The following is a 24,695-nucleotide window of genomic DNA, read 5'->3' on the forward strand; positions in this document are numbered from 1 at the left end:
TTGCGACGAGGCACCCACGCAAGCGACGCGTAAGCGGAGATCCTTTTTATGTGGAAAACCAGTATCGTGGCCATGCTGCTTGGCGCTTCGTTGCTCGCCCACGCGCAACAACAGCCAGCGCAGCAGGTCGTGCAATGGCAGCTGCAGGTGGTGAAAGATGGCCAGCAGATCGATTCGTTCGACGGCACCACGACCGTCGGCCAGGCGCGCACGGATACGCATCACCAGGTCGTGCAACACGAGGTCGGCTGCAAGGACCAGCCGGCCGGCAGCATCGATCTGTCACGCACGATCACGGTGTCGCCGCTGCGCGTCGATCCCGAGGGCGTGATGTTTTCGATCGACACGCAGGAAACGCTCGAGGACGACAATGCGCGGCGCACCGACATCGGCTGCAAGCTGCCGCCGCAGCCGCGCCAGGTGAGCGCGAGCCACCCGGGTCTCGTGGTGCCGCCGGATCAATGGGCGAGCTGGACGATCGTCGATCACAATCCGAACCTCGTGTACCGCGTGCATGCGAACGTCGTGAGCAACGGCGCGAACGGCAACGGCACGAACGGCGGCATGAGCGGCAATGGCGCCGCGACCGGCAGCAGCAATCCGAACTGACAGGAACCGCGCGCCTTACCGACGCGCTCAAACAGAACACGTGGATAACGCGGCATGCGAAACCCAGAAGAACTGATCCGCGAGAGCCTCGCGCCGAACGATTTCGTCGCGGTGAGCTGGAACCTGCACAAGGGCCGCACACCGCTCGGTTTTCAGGCCTGGCAGGCGATGCAGCGCTGGGTTCAATCGACCCACGCGGACGCGTACTTCCTGCAGGAAGCGATGGCGCGGCGTATGCCGTCGCCGGTATTGGCGAGCAGTTTCGGCACGCCGATGGGCGATCCACTGACCGATGTATGGCACTGTCAGGCAACCGAAATCGCGCGCGCGCTCGAACTCGAAGTCGCGCTCGGCCCGAACGTGTTCAAGCCGTCATGGCGGCACGGCAATGCGATCCTGTCGCCGCATCCGCTCGATCTCGGCGGCCGCTGGGACATCTCCGCGCACCGCTTCGAAAAGCGCGGCCTGCTGGTCGCGCGTGCGACCTTCGGCGGACGACTCGTCACGTTGCTCTGTGCGCATCTCGCGCTGACGCGCCCGGCGCGGTTGCGGCAGATGGACTGGATCGCGCACTGGATCGCGAAGGAAGCCCCCGACGGTCCGCTCGTGCTGGCCGGCGATTTCAACGATTGGCGCAACGATTCGGTGCCGCTCTTTCGCGAGCATGGCTTGCAGGAAGTCGCGACGCTGCTCGGCGAACCGGCGCGCACGTTCCCGGCGTTCTCGCCGGCGCTGTCGCTCGACAAGATGTTCGTGCGCGACATGCAGCCGGTCGAATGGATCCAGCCGACGCAGGAGACCGCGTGGCTGTCCGATCATTTGCCGTATATGGCGAAGTTGCGGCTGGAGTGAGCGCTTCTGCTGGTTGAGCTTTCGCCAACGGAACGCGCGTCCCGCCTCACTCGCGATGCGGCGTCCAGCTCAACGCCGCTTCGATCTCCTCCCCCGGCTGCAATACGCAGCCACCGACGTGTTCTTGTGTACCCACCGCGTTGAAGCAATCGGTCGTATTCGTGACCGGTTCCACGCATAGCTGCGGATCATTGACCGGCGCGAACACGACCAGGTGATCGAACGGCGCGTCGGCACGCATCGTCAGATTGCGGCGCTCGTCGGGCCACGCGATCGTCGCCACGCGCGACCAATTCGAAAAGTTGTTGTCGAGATCGAACGCATCGGGCGACATGCCCGCGCGCAATGCGTCGACGGCGGGATGCGGGCCGAGATGCGTCGGCAGCACGTCGGTGTCCGCGTGCCACATCGCCTGCACGTCGGCATGGATGCGCGTCGACGCGGTGCGCGGATAGTACGGATGATGGCCCATGCCGAACGGCATCGGCCGGCCGGCGAGATTCCGCGCGGACATCGTGATGTGGAGCGCGCCACCGCGCAACTCGATACGCTGCCGCGCGCGATAGCGAAACGGCCAGTCGCCGGTCGCGCTCGCATCCGGTTCGTGCTCGAAGTGCAAGTCCACCGCGCTTTCGCTGCGCGCGCCGACGCGCCACGGATGCCGCCACGCGTTGCCATGCAGCGCGTGGGCGAAACGCGGGTCGTTGCCGGCGAGATCGATCGTCGCGCCGTCGAACGCGAAGCGCGCATCGCGAATCCGGTTGCAGTATGGGAACAGCGGAAAGCTCGCCATGCGCAGCGGATCGCGCGCTTCGAACGCTTCCGGCAGCGCCGGCCGCAGCCAGTGCAACGGACCTTCCGGCGTGACTTCGTAGAACGCCGCGAGCGCGCCGCCAACGTCCGGCGCGAGCACCGCTCGCAACGCACCGGCCGACAACGTGACGAGGCGCGCGGCGATCACGGGATCGTCGAGCCATGAGCGTCGAGTCGCCGATCGAGTCACGGCATGTGCCTCGCGCGGCCGGGCAGGATTCAGGGAAACGTCGCGCATGGTCAGACGAGGCGAAACCGCGAGTGGAAAGCGGCATCAACGTGCATTCATATCTCCTTTGACGTGCCGCGCACCCCCGCGGCCGGCGGACCACCTCAGTCCGCCCCGAGCGAGAATCGCACGACACCGCACCATTGGTCAATATTATTAGTAATAAATTCGTTCAAAAAGGGCCGGTAACGGACCGTACGCTCCGTTCCCAAATGGCGGGTTAGCGCGCGTTGCCGCGCGCATATTATTAGTGGTACCGTCAGTAGCATGATGCCGCTGGCATTCCCCCGCTTCAGCGCCGCCTCCGCGTGGCCCGCACGATGAAAAAATCGACTCAACGCCGTCCCACCATGACCGACATCGCCAAGCTCACCGGCGTGTCGCAATCCACCGTCTCGCTCGTGCTCAACAACGCGGCCGGCGCGAAATTCTCCGATGCGACCCGCAACAAGGTGCTGAAGGCCGCGCACGACCTCGGCTACCGGCTGTCGCTGCGCGCGCCCGTAGCGGCATCGGGCGACGAGCGCAACCTGATCGTCTATCTGGCCGACGAAATCTCGACGAGCCCGCACCCGGTCGTCAACATCGACGGCGCGCGCGACGCCGCGTACGTGAGCGGCAAGATGCTCGCGGTCTACTCGACGCACGGCAACGCCGACATCGAAAAACAGGTACTCGACACGGTCCTCACCAATCCGCACGTGTTCGGTGTGATCTACGCGACCGTCTACACGCGCAAGGTCGCGCCGCCGAGCGCGCTGTCGCAGGTGCCGACCGTGCTGCTGAACTGCTACACCGGCGACAGCACGTTCTCGTCCGTGGTGCCAGCCGAGGTCGCGGGCGGCCATCTGGCGACCGAGTACCTGCTGCAGGCCGGCCACCGGCGCATCGGCTACATCAACGGCGAGCCGTGGCAGGACGCCGCGAAAGACCGCCTGAAGGGCTACCGCACCGCGCTCGCGACCGCCGATCTGCCTTTCGCGGCCGAACTCGTGCGCGACGGCGACTGGAGCCCCGGCCTCGGCTTCGAGCTGACGCTGTCGCTGATGCGCGAGGCCAATCCGCCCACCGCGATCTTCTGCGCCAACGACCTGACCGCGATCGGCGCGATCGAGGCGCTCAAGCAGCTCGGCCTGCGCGTGCCCGAGGACGTGTCGGTGCTCGGCTACGACGACCAGGAAATCGCGCGCCACACGCATCCGCCGCTGTCGACGGTGGTGCTACCCAACTACGAACTCGGCCGCTGGGCCGTCGAAACGCTGCTGCAGGAAGAGCACAACCGCGCAGCCGGCGCGCCGGTGCGCCATCGCACGGTCAAGCTCGACGGACCGCTGGTGGACCGCACCTCGGTCCGGGTAATTACCGAGGCAAGAGCTGCGACAATTAATATTATTAGTGGTTAACCGATAATAATTTTGAGTGGAATAATCGGCACGTCAGGTCGGGAAGACAGCGCACCGGTGGGTCATAGCCAATCGCGCGCTCGCCGGCGAACCAACGTCGGCCCCCCGGCTGGACAGAGGCAATCCCGAGCAGCACGAAAAGCAAATAAACCGTCACCGGTTACTGGAGGAAGACATCGCGGCAAATGGTGGCGCTTGCGCGCGCGGTGTCGTCGGACGCGAAGATGGTGATCATGGACGAATCGACGTCGTCGCGCGACGAGCGCGAAGTCGAACTGCTGTTCACCGTCGTGCGCAAGCTGCGCGACGACGGCCGCGCGGTGATTTTCGTCTCGCATCGGCTCGACGAGCTGTGCGCTGTGCGATCGCGTGACCGTGATGCGCGACGGCCAGACGGTCGTGCAAAGCACGATGGCCGAGATGGACAAGCTGCAGTTCGTCACGACGATGCTCGATTTCCGCACGCCCAAGCAGGCGCGCGAAGCGGGCATCAGCACGATCTACCGGGAGATCAACCTGGTGCCGTTCCGCGAATCTGAGCGTCGCCGCGGGCGCGAGGGTTCAGTCGCGATGACGATTGCCGGCGTGCTGCTGCTCGGGCTCGTGTTCAATCTGCTGAACTTCGAGAACGGGCTCGGGTTCATCAGTCTGTCCGCGTACTGGCAATCGGTGATTCGCGGCGTGTTCCTGCTACTCGTGATCGTGCTGCAGGCGCGCGTGTTGAAACAGCGCGGAACAAAGCGGGTGCCGGCGGTGTGAGCAAGCGGCACCTGCGAATTGGCGTCATCAATTCCATCGGACAGAATTTCCTTACTTGGCCGAGGCTTGCCGCCACAATCGCCGCCCCCGACCCATCTCTGTGTACCGATAGACTCGCCGCGAAACCGTGTGACCGTGACGCGTCCCCGACGCGTCACGACGTCCCCGATCGTCGTCCCGGTTTCCTTATTGACTGTCGGTGCGCAACGTCCAGACGGTCGCCGTATTCGTGGCGTCGTCTACCGCGGTGAACTGCAAGTGGCGCTTGCTATCGAGGCCGAGTGCGAGGCCGAACGCGAGGCCAAACGCGGAGCCCGGCGCAGGGTCGACCGACATTTGAGCGACGAATTGTCCGTCGACGGTGAACTCGACGATTTCGCTAGGACGTTTCGGGTCGGGCGCGCGACGCACGCGGCGCGATGCGCGTGCCCGTATCACCAACCCGTCGAAGCCAGTGTATGAACCGAATGCAGATATCGCACGAGAAGCCTCCATTTGACACCTCCTACTCGCATGGGCGGCCGCAGCCGCCAGGACGAGTCGCGCACCCACCGCGCTGCCTGGCTTAGCGCGACTCGCCTCCTGCGTAAACGAGGCAACGTCGGGCGTATTCCCCAAAAAATCGCGGCGCGCAAACGATAGTCGAAAGCGGGGCGATCTCGATGGCGCCGGCAGGGCTCCTCCCCATTTGCCAGTTTTATCAGCAGGGTCAATGCTGCAGCGCACGCCGCCTTTCGGTATCATCCTGAAAATGTTGCCCTTGCGGCGCGTCGCTTTCGCGCCTGCCGGGCAACCAATGGCAGCCGCCCTTCGCGGCGTTCGCCGAATCGCCGTACCCCGCTGAAGCACGGCCGCACTCACGCCAACGTACTTCGCGGCGCCAGCAAGCCGGCGCCGCCGCTTCCCGGTTTGGCAACCCGCTTTACCACGCTCGACCGCCGCGCCGCGGCCCCGCCCCGGCAGGCACGGTAAAATGACGGATTGCGCGGGAGTCCCGACCACGGGTCAGCGCAGCATCGCCCTTGCCGTGCCGGCCGGCTCAGACGACTGGCCGCCTTTGTTTTCGCACTATCCAAGAAGCCATGAGCAACCTGAATTCACAAACCGTCCTGAGCGTCCATCACTGGACCGATACGCTTTTCAGCTTCACCTGCACGCGCGATCCGTCGTTCCGTTTCGAAAACGGCCAGTTCACGATGGTGGGCCTGCAGGTCGAGGGCAAGCCGCTGCTGCGCGCATACAGCCTCGCCAGTGCGAACTACGAAGAACATCTCGAATTCCTCAGCATCAAGGTGCAGGACGGCCCGCTCACATCGCGTCTGCAGCACCTGAAGGTCGGCGACGAAGTGCTGATCGGCAAGAAGCCGGTCGGCACGCTGGTGGCCGACAACCTGCTGCCGGGCAAGACGCTGTGGCTGTTGTCCACCGGCACGGGCCTCGCGCCGTTCATGTCGATCATCAAGGATCCGGACATTTACGACCGCTACGAGCGCGTGGTCCTCACGCATACCTGCCGTTTCGTCGACGAACTCGCGTACAAGGAATACATCACCGAGCACCTGCCGGCGCATGAACACCTCGGCGAGTTCGTACAGGAAAAGCTGCTGTACTACCCGACCGTCACGCGCGAAGCGTTCCAGAACCGCGGCCGCATCACCGAGCTGATCGAAACCGAAAAGCTGTTCGCCGACCTCGGCGTGCCGGGTTTCTCGCTCGAGGACGACCGCGTCATGCTGTGCGGAAGCCCGCACATGCTGCGCGACACGCGCAAGCTGCTCGAAGACGCGGGCTTCAAGGAAGGCAGCAACAACGAGCCGGGCCATTACGTGGTCGAAAAGGCCTTCGTCGGCTAAGCCGGCCGGCATTCTTCTTCGCGGCCCGCGCGCCGCGAATTCCAAAAAAAAGGAGCCTCCGGGCTCCTTTTTTTGTTGCTCCGTTACAAATCGGAGCGCGTTGCGTCACCTTCGCTGTCAGAATTCCTCTGACAGCACGAGTCCGCGGTAAACATCATGTAATCTCTGAAGACTCTGCGCTAAGCCTTGGTACGACTGCTTTTTTAATCTTTTTGAGATATCATCGCGCCGCGAGATCAGACGAATTCATGCACCGATTGTCGTCAATCCGAGTTGTTACTGAATGTAAATTTCGTTACGTTGGGCCATCGTGTTTCGTCCGACGCGAAACCTCGTCATTCGCGGGCTTTGATTCCGTCTGCGCGTGCCCGCTTCGCCGTCCACTCCGCCTCCTGAGAGGGAAATTCATGGATACGTCGACTGCCGTCCCGTTCAACGCTGCGCTGGCTTCGTCCGCGCAGCGTGATGGCTTCGACATGCCATCGCTCGCCGCGCGCGAGATCGAGCGGCTGCGCGCGCGGGTACGCGAGCTGTCGGCCGAATTGGTCGACGCGCAGGAAAGCGTGCGCCGTCACGTCGCGCGCGAGCTGCACGACGGCGTCGGCGCCGAGCTGACTGCGACGCGCTTCGCGCTCGCCGGCATCGAAACCTGGCTGCCCGCCGACGCGCCGCCGCAATGCGCGGCCGCGCTCGCGGTCGCGAATCGTTCGCTCGACGCCGTGCAAGCGGCAAATCGCGACGCCATCGCGCAACTGCACGCGCCGTCGTTCGAGACAGGCCTCGCCGGCGCGCTGCAGTGCTGGGCCCGCGACTTCTCCATGCGCACCGGCTTGCGCATCACCTTCACCTGCAGCGTCGACGCGCGGCTCGCGCGCCTGCCCGCCGATGCCGCGCTCGCCGTGTTCCGCGTCGCGCAGGAAGCGCTGAACAACATCGCGAAGCACGCGCGCGCGACCTGCGCCGACCTGCGCGTCGAAACCGGTGCGCGTCATCTGAGGCTCCTCGTCAGCGACGATGGCATCGGCCTGCCGCGCGGCGCGCGCGAACGCGGTGGCCAGAAAAAAACCGGCGATCATTTCGGCCTCGCCGGCATGCAGGCGCGCTGCGCCGCATTCGACGGCACGCTGCGAATCAGCGCGAGGCGCACGAGCGTCGGTCGTGGCGAGGACAGCGGCACTGGCAGCAACGGCGCCATCACCCCGCGCGGCACCCTGATCCAGGCCCGCTTCGCGTGGCACGCGCTGCTCGCGGCCGCCCCAACGCCGCGCGCCGCCCGGCGCGCGCTGCAATCGTGAGCCCGCGACCATGAGCCTGCGCATCCTGATCGTCGAAGATCACGCGGTGGTCCGCCAGGGCGTTCGCCATCTGCTGCTCGATCGCGGCGTCGCGCGCGAGGTCGCCGAGGCGCAAAGCGGCTCCGAAGCGCTCGACCTGGTCGTCCACCAGAGCTTCGACGCCGTGCTGCTCGACATTTCGCTGCCCGACATGAATGGCGTCGAGGTGCTCAAGCGTCTGAAGCGCAAGGCGCCGCGCGTCGCGGTGCTGATGTTCTCGATGTACCGCGAAGACCAGTACGCGGTGCGCGCGCTCAAAGCCGGCGCGTCCGGCTATCTCTCGAAGACGGTCGATGCCGCGCAGATGATCGGCGCGATCCAGCAGGTCGCGGCGGGCCGCAAGTACGTGAGCCCTGAGATGGCCGAGGCGCTCGCCGACTACGTGTCGTTCGACGGCGAGCAGTTGCCGCACGAAAAGCTGTCCGATCGGGAGTACCAGACGCTGTGCATGCTCGCGTCCGGCAAACGTCTCACCGATATCGCGGCCGCGCTGTCGCTGTCGGTGAAGACCGTCAGCGTGTACCGCACGCGGCTGCTCGACAAGATGAAGCTGCGCAACAACGCCGAGCTGACCTTCTATGTAATGAGCAACCGCCTCGTCGATCTGAATCCCGCGATGGCGGGCTAGCCCAGCAGGCGCCGCCAGCCGTGCCTGCGGCGTTGCGCCGCAGGCGTCCGATCGTGGCGCCGGCGCAAACGGAGAGATTCCATCCTCATCAATTGACTATTCAGTCAATAGCTTCACCGCCGCCCCGCTTCCGGCACCGCAAGACCTCCTCGAAATCACCTCCTGGCGGGAGTTTCCGCCCATCGCCTTGGCCCAGAAAGCGCCGCGCGCGAACCAGCCCGGCGACACGCATCCGCTAGAATCGCGGGTTTTCCCGACATTCGGCGCGCAACACGCGTGCACCACTGGAGACCCACGCCAATGTCCCTGTTTCGCAAAAAGAGCGTCGAGCACATGCTTGCGGCGAGCGCTCAGACCGCCGGCCTGAAAAAGGCGCTGGGCGCGCTCGACCTGACTTTCCTCGGCGTCGGCGCCATCATCGGCACCGGCATCTTCGTGCTGACCGGCACGGGCGCCTTACAGGCCGGTCCCGCGCTGATGATCTCGTTCCTGATCGCGGCGGTCGCCTGCGGCTTCGCCGCGCTCGCCTACGCTGAATTCGCATCGACGATTCCGGTCGCCGGTTCGATCTACACGTACTCGTATGCGACGCTCGGCGAGCTGGCCGCGTGGATCATCGGCTGGGACCTGATGCTCGAGTACGGGCTCGCGACCTCGGCGGTGTCGGTCGGCTGGTCCGGCTATCTGCAGTCGTTGCTGTCGGGCTTCGGCGTATCGCTGCCGATGGCGCTGAGCGCAGCCCCCGGCGCCGTGCCCGGACACGAAACGCTGTTCAACCTGCCCGCCTTCCTCGTGATGATGGCGATCACCACGCTGCTGTCGCTCGGCGTGCGCGAATCCGCGCGAATCAACAACATCATGGTTGCGATCAAGGTCGTCGTCGTGCTGCTCGTGATCGGCGTCGGCGTGTTTCACGTCACGCCGGCCAACTGGCACCCGTTCATGCCTCACGGCTGGAGCGGCGTGTTCGGCGCGGCCGCGGTGATGTTCTTCGCGTTCATCGGCTTCGACTCGGTGTCGTCGGCGGCCGAAGAAGTGAAGAATCCGAAGCGCGACCTCCCGATCGGCATCATCGCGTCGCTCGGTGTGTGCGCGGTGCTGTATGTGGCCGTGGCCGCGGTCGTCACCGGCATCGTGCCGTCCGGGAAGTTCATGGGCATTTCGCACCCGGTGTCGTACGCGCTGCAACTCGCGGGGCAGAACTGGGTCGCGGGCTTCATCGACCTCGGCGCCGTGCTCGGCATGCTGACCGTGATTCTCGTGATGGCCTACGGTCAGACGCGGGTGATCTTCGCGATGTCGCGCGACGGCCTGCTGCCCGCGAAGCTGTCGAAAGTGCATCCGCGTTTCGCGACGCCGTTCTTCACGACGTGGCTCGTCGGCATCTTCTTCGGCCTGATCGGTGCGTTGGTGCCGCTCAATGTGTTGGCTGAGCTGATCAATATCGGCACGCTCGCGGCGTTCTCGATGGTGTCGATCGCAGTGCTCGTGCTGCGCAAGACGCACCCAGAGCTGCCGCGCGCGTTCCGTTGCCCTGGCGTGCCGGTCGTGCCGGTGCTCGCGGTCGCATCGTGCCTGTTCCTGATGCTGAACCTGCAAGGCATCACGTGGGGCGCGTTCGTGATCTGGCTGCTGATCGGCATGGTTATCTATTTCGGCTACTCGCGCCGTCATTCGAAACTGGCAAAGTAAAGCGCCGTTCCGATGAAGCCACGCCAATGAGCTGAATGCTCGCGAGCGTGGCCTCGCTTTCCGCTGATCTATCGATGCGCCCCGTCATGCTCCGCAGACGGGGCGCTTGTCTTTGCGGCGTCCCATTCCGTGGCCGCCGTGTTCTCTTCGTGCGCTCGCGCGCGCCGAACACACTTCCCCTCATAGCGCGCCCGCGCGATTTGTGCTTTACTTTTCGGCAGATTTGTAAAACCCGTAGCACCCTCATCGGACTTGGCGAATCGAAGTCAGCACGCAGTCGAAGCAAAGCAGGGGCAATAACAATCACAGGTCCGGTCTCACCCACAGCAACTATCTTGCATGGGATCGTGGTCTGCGCCGAGGCAGGGATCGATACGCCGAAGCGCTCGCTCCGATCAATATAGGAGACAGCTTCATGGCGATCAGCATCAGTCTGACGGTCAATGGCGCGCCCGTGAGCGCCTCAGTCGACCCTGGCACCCTGCTTGTCCAGTTCCTGCGCGATCAACTCCGTCTGACCGGCACCCATGTCGGCTGCGATACGGCGCAATGCGGCGCCTGCACCGTCCATCTGAACGGCCGCGCGATCAAGTCCTGCAACATCCTCGCCGTGCAAGCCGATGGCGCGGAAGTCACGACCATCGAAGGGCTCGCGCACAACGGCGCGCTGCATCCGATGCAGGCCGCGTTCAAACACTGCCACGGTCTGCAATGCGGCTTCTGCACGCCGGGCATGGTGATGAACGCGGTGTCGCTGGTGCAGCGTCAACCCGATCTGACCGGCGACGAGGTGCGCGAGCAGCTCGACGGCAACCTGTGCCGCTGTACGGGCTATCACAACATCGTCAAGGCCGTGCTCGAAGGCGCCGCGGGTATGAAGTCCGCCGCATCGAGCGCATCTGCCGGCGCGAATGCCGCCGGCGCCACCGCCGCCTGAGGAGCCGTCGATGAACGCACCCGATACACAGAGCCTGATTGGCGCCGCCGTCGAACGCAAGGAAGACTATCGCTTCCTGACCGGCAAAGGCCAGTACACCGACGACATCGTGCTGCCGCAGCAAACCTACGCGGTGTTCCTGCGCTCACCGCACGCGCACGCGAAGATCAGAAGCATCGACACGAGCGCGGCCAAACAGTCGCCGGGCGTGATCGCGATCTTCACCGGCGCGGATCTCGCCGCCGACAACGTCGGCGGACTGCCGTGCGGCTGGCTGATCCATAGCACCGACGGCAAGCCGATGAACGAGCCGCCGCATCCGGTGATCGCGCATACGAAAGCACGGCACGTGGGCGATCAGGTCGCGCTCGTGATCGCTGAATCGATCAAGGCGGCGAAAGATGCGGCCGAACTGATCGAAGTCGATTACGAAGAACTGCCGGCCGTCGTCGATACCGCGCATGCGGCCGACCCTGGTCAAGCGGCCGTGCACGACGAAGTGCCCGACAACGTCTGCTACAACTGGGGCCACGGCGACAAGGCCGCGACCGACGCCGCGTTCGCGAAAGCCGCGCACGTGACCACGCTCGATATCGTCAACAACCGCCTCGTGCCGAACGCGATCGAACCGCGCGCGGTCAACGCGAACTATTCGGCGCAGGACGAGAGCTACACGCTGTACGTCGCGAATCAGAACCCGCACGTCGAGCGGCTGCTGATGGCCGCGTTCGTGCTGTCGCTGCCGGAATCGAAGCTGCGCGTGATCGCGCCGGACGTCGGCGGCGGCTTCGGCTCGAAGATCTTCCTGTACGCCGAAGACGTCGCGCTCACCTGGGCGTCGAAGAAGATCGGCCGGCCGGTCAAATGGACCGCCGAGCGCTCCGAGGCGTTCCTTTCCGATGCGCACGGCCGCGATCACGTGACCAAAGCCGAGCTTGCGCTGGACGCCGACGGCAAGTTCCTCGCCATGCGCGTGCATACGATCGCCAACATGGGCGCGTATCTGTCGACGTTCGCGTCGAGCGTGCCGACGATCCTGTACGCGACGCTGCTCGCCGGGCAATACGCAACGCCCGCGATCTACGCCGAAGTGAAGGCCGTCTTCACCAACACCGTTCCCGTCGATGCGTATCGCGGCGCGGGCCGGCCGGAAGCGACGTTCGTCGTCGAGCGTCTGGTGGAAGCCGCGGCGCGCGAGATGAAACTCGACCCCGCGGAAATCCGCCGCCGCAATTTCATCACGCAATTCCCGTACGCGACGCCGGTCGGCCTCACCTACGACACCGGCGACTACAACGCGATCCTGTCGCGCGCGCTCACGCTCGCGGACGTCGAGGGCTTCGCCGCACGCCGGCAGGAATCCGAAAAGAACGGCAAGCGCCGCGGCCTCGGCTATTCGTGCTACATCGAGGCATGCGGTCTCGCGCCGTCGAACATCGCGGGCGCGCTCGGCGCGCGCGCGGGCCTGTTCGAAGTCGGCCAGATCCGCGTACATCCGACCGGCTCGGTCACCGTGTTCACGGGCTCGCACAGTCACGGCCAGGGGCATGAAACGACCTTCGCGCAAGTCGTCGCGGATCGCCTCGGCATTCCGCTCGAAAGCGTCGAGATCGTGCACGGCGACACCGGCCGCATCGCGTTCGGCATGGGCACGTATGGTTCGCGTTCGATCGCGGTCGGCGGCTCGGCCATCTCGAAGGCGCTAGACAAGATCGAAGCAAAGGCGAAGAAGATCGCCGCGCATCTGCTCGAAGCGTCGGCTGAGGACATCGAGTTCAGGAACGGTGTGTTCCGCGTCGCGGGCACCGACCGCACCAAGGCGTTCGCGGAGATCTCGCTCGCCGCGTACGTGCCGCACAACTATCCGCTCGACGTGCTCGAACCGGGGCTCGAAGAAAGCGCGTTCTACGATCCGACCAACTTCACGTATCCGTCGGGTGCGTATATCTGCGAGATCGAAGTCGATCCGGACACCGGCGTCTCCCGCATCCAGCAGTTCACCGCGGTCGACGATTTTGGCAACGTGATCAATCCGATGATCGTCGAAGGTCAGGTGCATGGCGGGCTCGGGCAAGGCATCGGCCAGGCGATGCTCGAGCGCTGCGTGTACGACAACGACAGCGGCCAGTTGCTGTCCGGCTCTTACATGGACTACGCGATGCCGCATGCGTCCGACCTGCCCGACTTCACGGTCGAAACGTCGAAGGGCACGCCGTGCACGCACAATCCGCTCGGCGTCAAGGGCTGCGGCGAAGCGGGCGCGATCGGCTCACCGCCGGCCGTGATCAACGCGATCATCGACGCGCTCGCGCCGCTTGGCGTGACCAATCTGCAGATGCCGGCCACGCCGCATCGCGTCTGGTCCGCGATTCAAGCGGCGAAGCAAGCCTGACCCAACGATCCTGAGCGGAGCATTCGACATGTATTCATTCGAGTATCAACGCGCGACGGATCCGCAAGCGGCCGCCGCAGCCCTCACCGCCGACAGCGACGCGAAGTTCCTCGCCGGCGGCCAGAGCCTTCTGCCGACGATGCGCCTGCGTCTCGCGCAGCCGTCGCAACTGATCGACGTGACGCGCATTCCCGCGCTCAGGACGATCACCGTCGACGCCAGCACGGTGACGATCGGCGCAGCCGTCTGTCACGCGGACGTCGCCGAACACGCGGACGTGCGGCGCGTGTTGCCCGCGCTCGCGGAGCTGGCCGCGAATATCGGCGATCGCCAGGTGCGCGCGCTCGGCACGATCGGCGGCTCGCTCGCGAACAACGACCCGGCCGCGTGCTACCCGGCGGCGGCGATGGGCCTCGATGCGACGATCGTCACGGACCGGCGGCGCGTCTCTTCGGCCGATTTCTTCGTCGGCATGTACGAGACCGCGCTCGCGCCCGACGAGCTGATCGTCGCCGTCGAGTTTCCGGTGCCCGAGCGTGCCGCATACGAGAAATTCCGCAATCCGGCCTCGCACTTTGCGCTGGTCGGCGTGTTCGTCGCGAAGGTCGCGAGCGGCGTGCGCGTCGCGGTAACGGGGGCGGCGTCATCGGTGTTTCGCGTGGCCGAACTCGAAAGCGCGCTGTCGACGAACTTCACGCCCGAGGCGGCACGTGCAGTGAGCGTGTCGCCAGACGAGCTGAACGACGACATGCACGCGAGCGCCGCGTATCGCGCGCATCTGATTCCGGTGCTCGCCGCGCGCGCGGTCACGAAGGCAAATGCCTAGCGATCCTCGCTAGGCGCCCCGGCTTGCCGCGCCTTCACCACGGCGCGCGCAAGCCGGCTTCGTTCACTTCGCGAGCCGGCGCGACAGTTCGACGCCGGGCTCGCGGCCATTGCGTTCTTCACTCGCGCCACGCTTTGCCATGGCCGTCGCGCAGATTCAGGACCACCATGCAGCCGGCTTCGATCGACGACACCCTCGCCCAACTCGCCGCCCAACGCTATTTCGCGAGCCGCGAGCTCGCGACCGCACTGTATCTCGCGCTGCGCATGGAGCGGCCGTTGTTCGTCGAAGGCGAGCCGGGTGTCGGCAAAACCGAGCTCGCGAAAGCCGCGGCGGGCATGCTCGGCACCACGCTGCTGCGGCTGCAATGCTATGAAGGCCTCGACACCGCGAGCGCGCTTTACGAATGGGACTACCCGCGCCAGATCATGGCGCTGCGGCTTGCCGAAGCGAGCGGCGAGCGCCCCGACAACGACACGCTATATCGTGGCGAATTCCTGCTGAAGCGTCCGCTTCTGCAGGCGTTGATGCCCGACGAAAACCATCCCGGCGCGCGGCGCGTGCTGCTGATCGACGAAATCGACCGCGCCGACGAACCGTTCGAGGCATTCCTGCTCGAACTCCTGTCCGACTTCCAGGTATCGATTCCAGAATACGGCACCGTGCACGCGACGCAGCCGCCGCTCGTCATCATGACGTCGAACCGCACGCGCGAAGTGCACGACGCGTTGAAGCGCCGCTGTCTGTATCAATGGATCGGCTATCCGGACCGCGATCGCGAACTGGAGATCGTCGCCGCGCGCGCGCCGCAAACGTCGGCGCAGTTGCAGCGGCGCGCGGTCGACTTCGTGCATCGGCTGCGCGGCATGGATCTGTTCAAGGCGCCCGGCATCGCCGAGACGATCGACTGGTGCCGCGCGCTCGAAGCGCTGTCGGTCACGGAGCTCGATCCGCAATCGGTGCAGAACACGCTCGGCGTGCTGCTCAAGTATCAGGACGATCTCGCGCGTGTGGATGCCGCGCAGATCGCGCAGTGTCTGTCCGGGTGAGGGTGATTGGCATGACGAACGGAACCGGCTCGGGCAGGCTCGACGACACGAACCAGCACACTGCGCCCACGCTCGCGCGCAACGTCGTCCATTTCGTGCGCGTGCTGCGCGGTGCCGGCTTGCCGATGTCGCCCGCACAGGCAGTCGACGCACTCGCCGCGTTGCAGTGGATCGACCTCGGCCGCCGCGACGACGTGCACGCCGCGCTTGCGGCGCTGCTCGTCACCGCGCCCGACGAACGCGAACTCTTCAATGCCGCGTTCGATCTGTTCTGGCGCGACCCCGATTGGGAAGGCAAGCTGCGTGCGCTGCTGCTGCCGAAAGTGCGCGACGGGCTGCCACCGCCGAAGCGCAACAACCGTCTCGCCGATGCGCTCGCGGTGCGCATGCCACCGTCGCCGCATCTGAATGCGCCGCAGGAAACCGAGCAGCACGAGTTGCATGCGCAGTTGACGTTCAGCGCGCAAGAGCGGCTGCGTCATCGCGATTTCGACACGCTGAACGCCGACGAATGGCGCACGCTGCGGCATCTGATTCGCGGCCAGCGGCTGCCGCTCGCAACCGAATCGACGCGGCGCCTGAAGGCGGCATCGCACGGCACGCATGCGGACTTGCGCGCGAGCGCGCGGCATGCGGTGCGCGCCGGTGGCGACTGGACCGTGTGGAAGTATCGCGCGAGGGTCGAGCGCAAGCCGCCGCTCGTGCTGCTGCTCGACATTTCCGGCTCGATGAGCAACTACTCGCGCGCGGTGCTCTACTTTTGCCACGCGTTGTTGCAGTCGCGCGAACGTCTGCAGGTGTTTCTGTTCGGCACGCGGCTCACGAACGCGACGCGCGCATTGCGCGAACGCGATCCGGACGTCGCGATCGCGACGCTCAGCGATCAGGTGGTCGACTGGTCGGGCGGCACGCGCATCGGCGCGGCGCTCGCCGAGTTCAACCGACGCTGGGCGCGCCGCGTGCTCACAGGTCGTGCGACGGTGCTGCTCGTCACCGACGGTCTCGATCACGAAGCGATCGACGTGCTCGATACCGAAATGGCGCGGCTCGCACGCTTCGCGCATCGCATCGTGTGGCTCAATCCGCTGCTGCGGTTCAGCGGCTTTACTCCGAAGGCGCGCGGCGTGCAGGCGATCCTGCCGTATGTCGACGCGCATCGTCCGGTTCATAATCTAGACAGTCTCGCAGCATTCGGCCACGATCTCGCGCAACTGACGCGCGCGCCTCGCCACGCCGTCGCCGCGACGACATTCGCAGGAGCAACGTCATGGAATTGAGCGAAATTCATACGCTGCCGGTCACGCAGCAGCAAACCTGGGACGCGTTGAACGACACCGAGATTCTGCGCGCTTGCATCCCCGGCTGCGAAAGCATCGACCCGGACGGCGAAAACGCGTACCTGGTCACGCTGAGCGCGGCGGTCGGCCCGGTCAAGGCGCGCTTCAAGGGGCGCATGCAACTGACCGATATCGACGCGCCGAACACCTACACCATTGTGTTCGAAGGCCAGGGCGGCGCCGCGGGTTTTGCCAAGGGCAACACGCATGTCACGCTCGAAGCCGACGGCGATGCCGCGACGAAGCTCTCCTACACCGCCAATGCGCAGGTCGGCGGCAAGCTCGCGCAGATCGGCTCGCGGCTCGTCGACGGTGCGGCGCGCAAGATTGCGGGGGAGTTTTTCAAGCGCTTGAGCGCCCAGCTCTCGGGAGACAATAGCGCTGATGAAACAGCGGAAGGCGACGCCCCGGTGCAGACCGAAACCGAAGCCGAAGCCGCATCCGCCTCCGGGCAAACGGAATCGAACGAGGCCGCGGACGGCGAGTCCGGCGGCGAAGCAAAGAAAGGGAAGAAATCATGGACAGCGTGGATCTCGAAGTTCTGAAAACCAGCGCCCGCTGGCTGGCGGACGGACATCGCGCGCTCCTCGTGACGGTCGTGAAGACGTGGGGCTCGTCGCCGCGTCCCGAGGGCGCGATGCTCGCGGTGCGCGATGACGGCCTCGTGGTGGGCTCGGTGTCGGGCGGCTGCATCGAAGACGATCTGATCGATCGCGTGCGGCAACGGGGCATCGAGCAGACACATCCGGAGGCGGTGAAGTACGGCATCACGGCCGAGGAAGCGCATCGCTTCGGCCTGCCGTGCGGCGGCACGATCCAGCTCGTGCTCGAACCGTTGACGCGGCAAAGCGGCATCGCCGAGCTGTGTCACGCGGTCGAAAATGGCCGGCTCGTCGCGCGCGAACTCGACATGACGACGGGCGCGGTGCGGCTCGACAACGCGCAGGCGACCGACGGCGTGCATTTCGACGGTGAGCGTCTGTCGACGATCCACGGCCCGCGCTACCGGATGCTAGTGATCGGCGCCGGGCAGTTGTCTCGCTACCTGTGCCATATCGCGGTGGGGCTCGATTATCAGGTGACGGTCTGCGATCCGCGCGAGGAATACACCGAGGAATGGGACGTGCCGGGCACGAAGATCGTACGCACGATGCCGGACGATACCGTGATCGACATGAAGCTCGACGAGCGCTGCGCAGTGATCGCGCTCACGCACGATCCGAAGCTCGACGATCTCGCGCTGATGGAAGCATTGAAGACGCCGGCGTTTTATGTCGGCGCGCTCGGCTCGCGCAGGAACAATCACGCGCGACGCGAGCGCCTGAAGGAGTTCGATCTGAACGAAGCCGAACTGGCCCGCTTGCACGGACCTGTCGGCATTTATATCGGCAGCAGGACGCCGCCCGAGATCGCGGTGTCGATTCTGGCGGAGGTGACGGCGGCGAAAAATGGCGTGTCGCTGCCGACGCTATTGCAGGTCGAAGGCGCGAAGGCCGCGCGGGAGATTGCGGCGTCGGGTGGCGCCGCTTACAGCGTGTAGCCCGCCGTCATGCGACTCTGCCTCGTGGTCCTTGCCTCCGCCGGCTGGCTGGCCGGCGTTCACGCCGCGAGCGCGAGCGCGCCGCTCAACCTGGACGATCCCTACACCAACGAAGGCGAGACGCAGACCTTCACCGTCAACACTGACGGCTCGTATGCGAAGCTCGATTCGATGACGCTGCGCGTGAACAACGAAGCCGGCGTCGAGCGGGTCGCTCAGCAATACGTCTGGTTCAACCGCAACATGGCCGACGTGCAGATCCTCGAGGCCTACACGGTCACCGCCGACGGCAAGCGTCACGACGTTGCGCCCGAGCAGATCCGCGACGTGCAGGAAGTCCGCTCGTTCGACGCGCCGATGTTCCAGGACATCCAGGAAAAGGTGATCGTGTTCCCCGCGGTCGAACCCGGCGCGCGCGTGCATCTGACGTACCGCAAGACGCAGCGTCAGCCGATAGTGCCGGGCGAATTCAGCGACTTCACGCCGCCCGATCTCGCGCCGACCCGCAACTTCCGCCTGATCTACGACCTGCCCGCCGACAAGCCGCTGTATGCGGACGCGCGCGGCTTCAGCGCAGTGACACCGGTCACGCGCGACGGCCGCACGCGTTACGAATTCCGCTATGACAAGGCACACTTCGACCGGCTCGAACGCGGCTCGGTCGCGTACGTGTCGTACGGTGATCGGCTGATGGTGTCGACCTTCCCGAGCTATGCCGCGTTCGCCGCCTCCTATCGCAGCTCCGCGGCCGACCCGGGCGCGCACGACGTAGCGATCACCCAGTTCGCGCAGCAGCTGAGCGCGCACGATCAAACCCCACACGACAAAGCCAAAACGCTGTACGACTGGGTTCGCCGCAATATCCGCTATGTCGCGATCTACGTCGGACGTGGCGCCGTCGTGCCGCACAGCGCGAGCGCGATTCTCGCGAACCGCTATGGCGACTGCAAGGACCACGTCGCGCTCTACGGCGCGCTGCTCGACGCGGTCGGCGTGAGCAACGAGCCGGCGTTGATCAGCAGCGGCACGATCTACACGCTGCCGAGCGTCCCGGGCTACGGCGTCATCAATCATGCGATCACGTGGCTACCCGATTTGCAGATGTACGCGGATTCGACCGCGTCGAACGTCGAATTCGGTTTTCTGCCTTCGTCCGACATGGACCGTCCTACCGTGCTGATCGGCGACGGCGTGCTCTCGCAAACGCCGGCCACCGCGCAGATGTCGCGCAGCACCGATCTCGCGATCAAGATCGAACCGGATGGCTCGGCGAGCTTCACGTATCGGCTGCAGGATGCCGGGCCGTACGCCGAGCAGGCCCGCGCGCGGCTGCGCACGCAAACGCCCGCGCAACGCGAGGAATCGATTCAGGCCGAGTTACGCAACGCGAATCTGCGCGGCACCGCGACGCTGACGACGAGCGACCTCAGCGCGGCCGACGGCCCGCTCACGCTGACGATGAAAGGCACGCTCGAGAGTCTCGTGGTGACCGGCATGACGGCCTCGATTCCGGCCTTGACGAGCCTCGGCGGCGGCGTCGAAGCCGACACGCGCTACTGGCTCGGCGAACGCAAGCGCACGCAGCCGTTCGTGTGCCACAACCTCGCGATCCACGAACGCGCGCGCATCGAACTGCCGGCCAATTTCCGCGTGCTCGACATGCCGGAGGCGCAACGCACGCAGGACCGCTTCGTCGATTTCACGTCGCAGTACGCGTTCGACCCGCGCAGCAACGTGGTCACGATGACGCGCGACGGCGCCACCCATTTCGACAGCGACGTCTGCACGCCCGACGATTTCACGCGCATGCGTCCCGCGATCGAAGCGATTGGGCGGGACGTGCGCGCGGAGGTAATCGTCAGATCGACGTTGGTGGAGTCGTCGAATGTGGCGTCACAGGCGCCTTGACCGTCAACACGTCAAACCGGCCACAACGGCCCTTCCTGCATCGCGCCGATCTGCTCGCGCATCTCGAGGATGCGATCTTCCCAGTAGCGCTGCGTGTTGAACCACGGAAACGCGGCGGGAAACGCCGGATCGTTCCAGCGGCGCGCGAGCCATGCCTGATAGTGAATCAGCCGCAACGTGCGCAGCGCTTCGATCAGATACAGCTCGCGCGGATCGAATTCGCAGAAATCCTCGTAACCGGCGAGCAGATCGGCCAGCGCGCGCGACGCCTCCGCACGCTCGCCCGGCAGCAGCAGCCACAGATCCTGAATCGCGGGCCCCATGCGGCTGTCGTCGAAATCGACGAAATGCGGGCCCGCGTCGGTCCACAGCACGTTGCTCGGATGACAGTCGCCGTGCAGACGCAGCCTGCGAATCTCGCCAGCCCGCTCGAACGCACGCGCGACGCCTTCGAGCGCGAGATTCACGACGGTTTCCCACGCGATGCGCAGATCGTCGGGCACGAAACGGTGCGCGAGCAGAAAGTCGCGCGGCTCGTAGCCGAACGTGTCGATGTTTAGCGTGGGACGTTCTGCGTAGTCCTGGGTCTGCCCGATCGCATGAATGCGTCCGATGAAACGCCCCAGCCATTCCAGCGTGTCGCGCCGGTCGAGATCCGGCGCGCGACCGCCGCGTCGCTCGAAGACCGAGAAGCGGAAGCCGTCGAAGCTGTGCAGCGTGCGGCCATCGAGCACACGCGCGGGCACGGCTGGGATCTCGCGCACGACGAGTTCGGCGACGAACGCGTGCTCTTCGAGAATCCCCGCGTCGCTCCAGCGCTCGGGACGATAGAACTTCGCGACCACGGGCGGACCGTCTTCGACGCCGACCTGATACACGCGATTTTCGTAGCTGTTGAGCGGCAACAGACGGCCGTCGGTACGCACGCCGGTCGTTGCGAGCACGCCGTCGATCGCGTCGAGCACGGTTTCCGGCGTGAGCCGCGCGAATGGCACGGCGCCATCGGCGCCGGCCTCGGGATAGGAATTGTCGGGAATGGTGTCGTTCATGCCCCGCATTGTGCGCCGCGCCGCGGGTAAAGACGAGGGCGACGACTCACAATGCGTGGGTGGCATCGCTAGAAATACGGGCTGATTTGGGACGCGCCGTGAATCGACGCGCGCATCGGCCCACGGCGATGCTGGCGAGCCGAGCTCACCTTACAGCATCACTACAGCCCGCACCTGCGGGTCACACAACGGCAATGAGCAACCGGTAAGCCTCTCGTTCAATGCGTCTGCGCGCCGGCCGGACGTATCAGGTCGCCGGTATCGATCAGATCTTCCAGGAAAAAGGGTTCGGTATTGAGTTGCTGCGAGGCGCCGGGCTCGCCGGCGTACCATGCCACCATCGCCATGTCGCCAAGAATGCGCATGACGATTCCGCGCGCGCCTTGCGGCACGGCGATATGTACCGATCGGACAATGGAACCGACTTCCATGATAATTCCCCGCTTCCCTTAGCCGGCTTTATGATTTCACGCCGGTCGAGGTGATGATAAAAACGCCGCTTCGCATTTGACGTTGCGTGCGCACTTAATCTGTCGCGCGCATGGCGCGTAAGAGGTTCGAGTCATTGTTCCCGCTTTGCGGGGCTTTGGGAAGGCGAATAGAAGGCTTTCACCCGTCGTTTCGCCCTATTCCCATTACGCTGAGCACGGCCGATTATCTCGGCGTCAGACGTCGTAATGCAGACCATCATAAACCCTGCGGGGGGAGACATCAAAAACGTGCATTGCCGGAACGATCTGCCAGATGCGGGCGCCGCGCGGCTTCGCACCTGCCTTCGCGCCGAGGTGCGCGCCTGCGTTTCCGATCCGCGCGGCGCGGTCGCCGCTCGTTTCATTCGTCTGCGCTAGTCATGTGGATCGTTCGTCTCGCGCTACGGCGCCCCTATACGTTCGTCGTGCTGGTGCTGCTGTTGCTGATCGTCGGACCGTTGACTATTCTGCGCACGCCCACCGACATCTTTCCGAACATCGATATTCCGGCGCTCTCGGTCATCTGGTCGTATAACGGCCTGCCCGCCGACGAAATGGAGCGGCGCATCGCGCTGAACTACGAGCGCGGCTTGTCGGTGGCGGTCAACGATATCGAACACACGGAATGTCCACGCTCGATATCGTCGACCGCATCAAGACGATGATGCCGACGCTGCGCAATCTGGTGCCGCCGTCGCTGAATATCGATCCCGTCGCCGACCAATCGCTGTTCGTGCGTGCATCCGTGCAGGGCGTATTGCGTGAAGCGCTGATCGCCGCGTCCCTGACGGGCCTGATGATTCTGCTGTTCCGCGGCAACTGGCGCGCGACGCTGATCATCGCGGTATCGATTCCGTTGTCGATGATCACGTCGATCATCGCGTTGTCCGCGCTCGGTCAGACGATCAACAACATGACGCTCGGCGGCCTCGCGCTCGCGGTCGGGATTCTCGTCGACGATGCGACCGTCGCGATCGAAAACATCAGCCATCAGCTCGAACAGGGCAAGACGCTGGAACAGGCGATTCTCGACGGCGCGCATCAGATCGCGATTCCGACGCTAGTGTCGACGCTGGCGATCTGTATCGTGTTCGTGCCGATGTTTCTGCTCACCGGTGTCGCGCACTATCCGTTCATTCCGCTTGCCGAAGCGGTGGTGTTCGCGATGCTCGCGTCGTACTTCTTCTCGCGTACGCTCGTGCCCGCTCGCGAAGTATCTGCTGCGCTATCACCACAAGCCCGCGGATTTACATCACACACCGGTGCAAACGCGCAATCCGTTGATGCGCATGCACTACGCGTTCGAGCGCGGTTTCTCGCGTTTGCGCGAGCGCTACCGCGTATTTCTTGAAGCGCGTGTCGCGCGACCGGGACTGTTCGTCACGCTGTTTCTCGCGTGCCGACTCGGACATCCTGATCACGCTGAACCCTGATCATCATCCGAGTGCCGGGCGACGACGCGCTCGCGCATCCGTCGACGGCGACTTCGGGGGCGACGCGGGCGCCGGCGCCGGGCAGTGAAGCCGGGGCGCACGGCTAGCGCCGGGAGACAGGCGCGCGACATGTTGCGGATGGAGCGCTGCGGGTCACCATTGGCACGCCGCGTTGCCCGCGACGCCGGCTTGAAACGCGTTTTCAGCGTATCCTTAACACTTTTGCGCGTTTCCGTGTGACCCAAGGAGTTTTGTTGTGACCCTGCCGCCGCCATCCCAGCGGACCGCATCTGCCGTTCCCTCCCGCGGCGCAGCTTCAGCTGCTTGCGCAAGCACCACCACCGTGTCGGACATCCCTTATCTCGAACGCGGCTCGCGCGCGTACTGGCGTGCCAGCCTCGCGCTGCTGTTCGCCGGCTACGCGACGTTCTCGTTGCTCTACTGCGTGCAGCCGCTGCTGCCGTCGTTCTCCGAAGCGTTCAACGTAACGCCGGCGCAAAGCAGTCTGTCGTTGTCACTATCCACTGCTGCGCTCGCGCTCGCGATCTTCGTCGCCGGTTTCGTCTCCGAGGGTTGGAGCCGGCACAAGTTGATGACGCTGTCGCTGACGGTGTCGTCGGTGCTGACGATTGGCGTATCGGTCGCGCCGCACTGGCACCAGCTGCTCGTGCTGCGTACGCTCGAAGGGCTCGCGCTCGGCGGCGTGCCGGCCGTCGCGATGGCTTATCTCGCCGAGGAAGTGCATCCCGACGGCCTCGGCCTCGCAATGGGCCTGTACGTCGGCGGCACGGCGATCGGCGGCATGGCCGGGCGAGTCATCACCGGCGTGGTCGCGGATCTGTTTTCGTGGCGCGTCGCGATCGGCACGATCGGCGTGCTCGGCCTGCTGTCGATGCTCGCGTTCCGCGCGCTGCTGCCACCGTCGCGCCATTTCGTGCCGCGCCGCGGGCTCGGCTTCGCGCATCACCGCACGCTGCTGTTGCGCCAGTTCACGCGACCGGGTCTGCCGCTGCTGTTCCTGCTCGGCTTCGTGCTGATGGGCAGCTTCGTCACGCTGTACAACTACATCGGCTACCGGCTGCTCGCGCCGCCGTATCGGTTGAATCAGACGGAGATCGGCGCGATTTTCATCGTCTATCTGGTTGGCGTGGTCGCGTCGCCATGGTCCGGGCGCATGGCCGACACGTTCGGCCGCGCGCGCGTGCTGATCGGGAGCCTGCTGCTGATGGTGTTCGGCCTCGCGCTGACGATGCTGCATCCGCTCGCGGCGATCGCGACCGGTATCGCCTGCGTGACATTCGGGTTCTTTGCCGGGCATTCGGTCGCGAGCGGCTGGGTCGGGCGTCTGGCGAAAGACGCGAAAGGCCAGGCCGCTGCGCTGTATCTGCTCGCGTACTACATCGGCTCGAGCCTGGTCGGTTCGTATGGCGGCCATGTGTGGGCCGGTCATGGCTGGAACGGCGTCGTCGGGCTAGTCGGTGCGCTGCTCGTGATCGGCTTGATCGCGGCGAGCCGCCTGCGCGGGCGCGAATAGCCCGGCGTATCGGTCGCGTTGCGCGGTGCGGGCACCGCGAGCCGGCCG

Annotated in this window: 20 protein-coding genes and 4 pseudogenes; 20 read left to right on the forward strand and 4 right to left on the reverse strand. The window is 65.3% G+C overall.

Annotated elements, in window-relative coordinates; translation table 11 throughout:
* Positions 1–48 precede the first annotated feature (48 nt).
* Both HDG34_RS13810 and HDG34_RS13815 read left to right on the forward strand, forming a co-directional pair.
* A complete protein-coding gene (locus HDG34_RS13810) occupies positions 49–609 on the forward strand; it encodes a hypothetical protein (protein ID WP_090802651.1) in 561 nt (186 codons plus the stop codon).
* Between the two features lie 54 nt (positions 610–663).
* Positions 664–1,461 (forward strand): endonuclease/exonuclease/phosphatase family protein, encoded by a 798-nt coding sequence (locus tag HDG34_RS13815; protein ID WP_184060845.1) that lies wholly within the window; start codon positions 664–666, stop codon positions 1,459–1,461.
* A gap of 46 nt (positions 1,462–1,507) precedes the next feature.
* On the opposite strand, the gene HDG34_RS13820 is transcribed toward HDG34_RS13815, so the two are convergent.
* Positions 1,508–2,512: an aldose 1-epimerase gene (locus HDG34_RS13820; RefSeq protein ID WP_221309135.1), complete on the reverse strand. Its 1,005-nt coding sequence runs from the start codon at positions 2,510–2,512 to the stop codon at positions 1,508–1,510.
* 341 nt (positions 2,513–2,853) lie between these two features.
* Here HDG34_RS13820 and HDG34_RS13825 point away from each other — a divergent pair, with 341 nt between their 5' ends.
* The 3 genes and pseudogenes from HDG34_RS13825 to HDG34_RS13835 form a co-directional block, all read left to right on the forward strand.
* On the forward strand, positions 2,854–3,906 hold the full coding sequence (locus tag HDG34_RS13825) for a LacI family DNA-binding transcriptional regulator (RefSeq protein ID WP_184060850.1): 1,053 nt from the start codon (positions 2,854–2,856) through the stop codon (positions 3,904–3,906).
* A gap of 185 nt (positions 3,907–4,091) precedes the next feature.
* Positions 4,092–4,437, forward strand: a pseudogene (locus tag HDG34_RS13830) (hypothetical protein); the annotation flags it as partial.
* 18 nt (positions 4,438–4,455) lie between these two features.
* A pseudogene (locus tag HDG34_RS13835) lies at positions 4,456–4,665 on the forward strand (ABC transporter permease); the annotation flags it as partial.
* Between the two features lie 186 nt (positions 4,666–4,851).
* Here the strand turns inward: HDG34_RS13835 and HDG34_RS13840 are convergent.
* Positions 4,852–5,064: pseudogene (locus HDG34_RS13840) on the reverse strand (hypothetical protein); the annotation flags it as partial.
* Positions 5,065–5,747: 683 nt separating this feature from the next.
* On the opposite strand from HDG34_RS13840, the gene HDG34_RS13845 reads away from it, so the two are divergent.
* The 12 genes from HDG34_RS13845 (at position 5,748) to HDG34_RS13900 (ending at position 20,161) form a co-directional block, all read left to right on the forward strand.
* Complete coding sequence (locus HDG34_RS13845; RefSeq protein ID WP_018419136.1) at positions 5,748–6,518, forward strand: ferredoxin--NADP reductase; 771 nt, start codon at positions 5,748–5,750, stop codon at positions 6,516–6,518.
* 407 nt (positions 6,519–6,925) lie between these two features.
* A complete protein-coding gene (locus HDG34_RS13850; RefSeq protein ID WP_184060852.1) occupies positions 6,926–7,813 on the forward strand; it encodes a sensor histidine kinase in 888 nt (295 codons plus the stop codon).
* A 10-nt stretch (positions 7,814–7,823) separates the two neighbouring features.
* Positions 7,824–8,480: a response regulator transcription factor RqpR gene (gene rqpR, locus HDG34_RS13855; protein WP_184060854.1), complete on the forward strand. Its 657-nt coding sequence runs from the start codon at positions 7,824–7,826 to the stop codon at positions 8,478–8,480.
* A gap of 300 nt (positions 8,481–8,780) precedes the next feature.
* On the forward strand, positions 8,781–10,172 hold the full coding sequence (locus tag HDG34_RS13860) for an amino acid permease (RefSeq protein WP_184060856.1): 1,392 nt from the start codon (positions 8,781–8,783) through the stop codon (positions 10,170–10,172).
* Between the two features lie 415 nt (positions 10,173–10,587).
* Positions 10,588–11,109 (forward strand): (2Fe-2S)-binding protein, encoded by a 522-nt coding sequence (locus tag HDG34_RS13865; RefSeq protein WP_184025999.1) that lies wholly within the window; start codon positions 10,588–10,590, stop codon positions 11,107–11,109.
* 10 nt (positions 11,110–11,119) lie between these two features.
* Positions 11,120–13,501: a xanthine dehydrogenase family protein molybdopterin-binding subunit gene (locus HDG34_RS13870; RefSeq protein ID WP_184060858.1), complete on the forward strand. Its 2,382-nt coding sequence runs from the start codon at positions 11,120–11,122 to the stop codon at positions 13,499–13,501.
* A gap of 28 nt (positions 13,502–13,529) precedes the next feature.
* Positions 13,530–14,327, forward strand: a complete 798-nt coding sequence (locus tag HDG34_RS13875) for a xanthine dehydrogenase family protein subunit M (RefSeq protein WP_184060860.1) — start codon at positions 13,530–13,532, stop codon at positions 14,325–14,327.
* A gap of 167 nt (positions 14,328–14,494) precedes the next feature.
* Positions 14,495–15,376 (forward strand): MoxR family ATPase, encoded by an 882-nt coding sequence (locus HDG34_RS13880; RefSeq protein ID WP_184060862.1) that lies wholly within the window; start codon positions 14,495–14,497, stop codon positions 15,374–15,376.
* Between the two features lie 11 nt (positions 15,377–15,387).
* A complete protein-coding gene (locus HDG34_RS13885) occupies positions 15,388–16,653 on the forward strand; it encodes a VWA domain-containing protein (protein WP_184060864.1) in 1,266 nt (421 codons plus the stop codon).
* On the forward strand, positions 16,644–17,258 hold the full coding sequence (locus tag HDG34_RS13890) for a CoxG family protein (protein ID WP_184060866.1): 615 nt from the start codon (positions 16,644–16,646) through the stop codon (positions 17,256–17,258). Before HDG34_RS13885 ends, HDG34_RS13890 begins: the two co-directional genes overlap by 10 nt.
* Entirely contained in the window at positions 17,231–18,253 is a 1,023-nt protein-coding gene (locus HDG34_RS13895) for an XdhC family protein (protein WP_184060868.1), read from the forward strand. The genes HDG34_RS13890 and HDG34_RS13895 overlap by 28 nt, the downstream gene beginning before the upstream one ends.
* 9 nt (positions 18,254–18,262) lie before the next feature.
* A complete protein-coding gene (locus HDG34_RS13900) occupies positions 18,263–20,161 on the forward strand; it encodes a DUF3857 and transglutaminase domain-containing protein (protein WP_184060869.1) in 1,899 nt (632 codons plus the stop codon).
* Between the two features lie 11 nt (positions 20,162–20,172).
* Here HDG34_RS13900 and HDG34_RS13905 read toward each other — a convergent pair whose 3' ends face one another.
* Together HDG34_RS13905 and HDG34_RS13910 are read right to left on the reverse strand one after the other, a co-directional pair.
* Complete coding sequence (locus tag HDG34_RS13905; RefSeq protein WP_184060871.1) at positions 20,173–21,210, reverse strand: serine/threonine protein kinase; 1,038 nt, start codon at positions 21,208–21,210, stop codon at positions 20,173–20,175.
* 218 nt (positions 21,211–21,428) lie between these two features.
* Positions 21,429–21,641, reverse strand: a complete 213-nt coding sequence (locus HDG34_RS13910; RefSeq protein WP_018419122.1) for a hypothetical protein — start codon at positions 21,639–21,641, stop codon at positions 21,429–21,431.
* A 246-nt stretch (positions 21,642–21,887) separates the two neighbouring features.
* On the opposite strand from HDG34_RS13910, the gene HDG34_RS13915 reads away from it, so the two are divergent.
* The 3 genes and pseudogenes from HDG34_RS13915 to HDG34_RS13925 all read left to right on the forward strand — a co-directional run bounded on the left by HDG34_RS13915 (position 21,888) and on the right by HDG34_RS13925 (position 24,647).
* Entirely contained in the window at positions 21,888–22,058 is a 171-nt protein-coding gene (locus tag HDG34_RS13915) for a hypothetical protein (RefSeq protein WP_184060873.1), read from the forward strand.
* A gap of 2 nt (positions 22,059–22,060) precedes the next feature.
* Positions 22,061–23,080, forward strand: a pseudogene (locus HDG34_RS13920) (efflux RND transporter permease subunit); the annotation flags it as partial.
* A 376-nt stretch (positions 23,081–23,456) separates the two neighbouring features.
* Positions 23,457–24,647, forward strand: coding sequence for an MFS transporter (locus HDG34_RS13925; protein ID WP_018419117.1), 1,191 nt, complete (start codon positions 23,457–23,459; stop codon positions 24,645–24,647).
* Positions 24,648–24,695 lie beyond the last annotated feature (48 nt).

It is taken from the genome of Paraburkholderia sp. HC6.4b, assembly GCF_014200875.1.
GTDB lineage: Bacteria > Pseudomonadota > Gammaproteobacteria > Burkholderiales > Burkholderiaceae > Paraburkholderia > Paraburkholderia tuberum.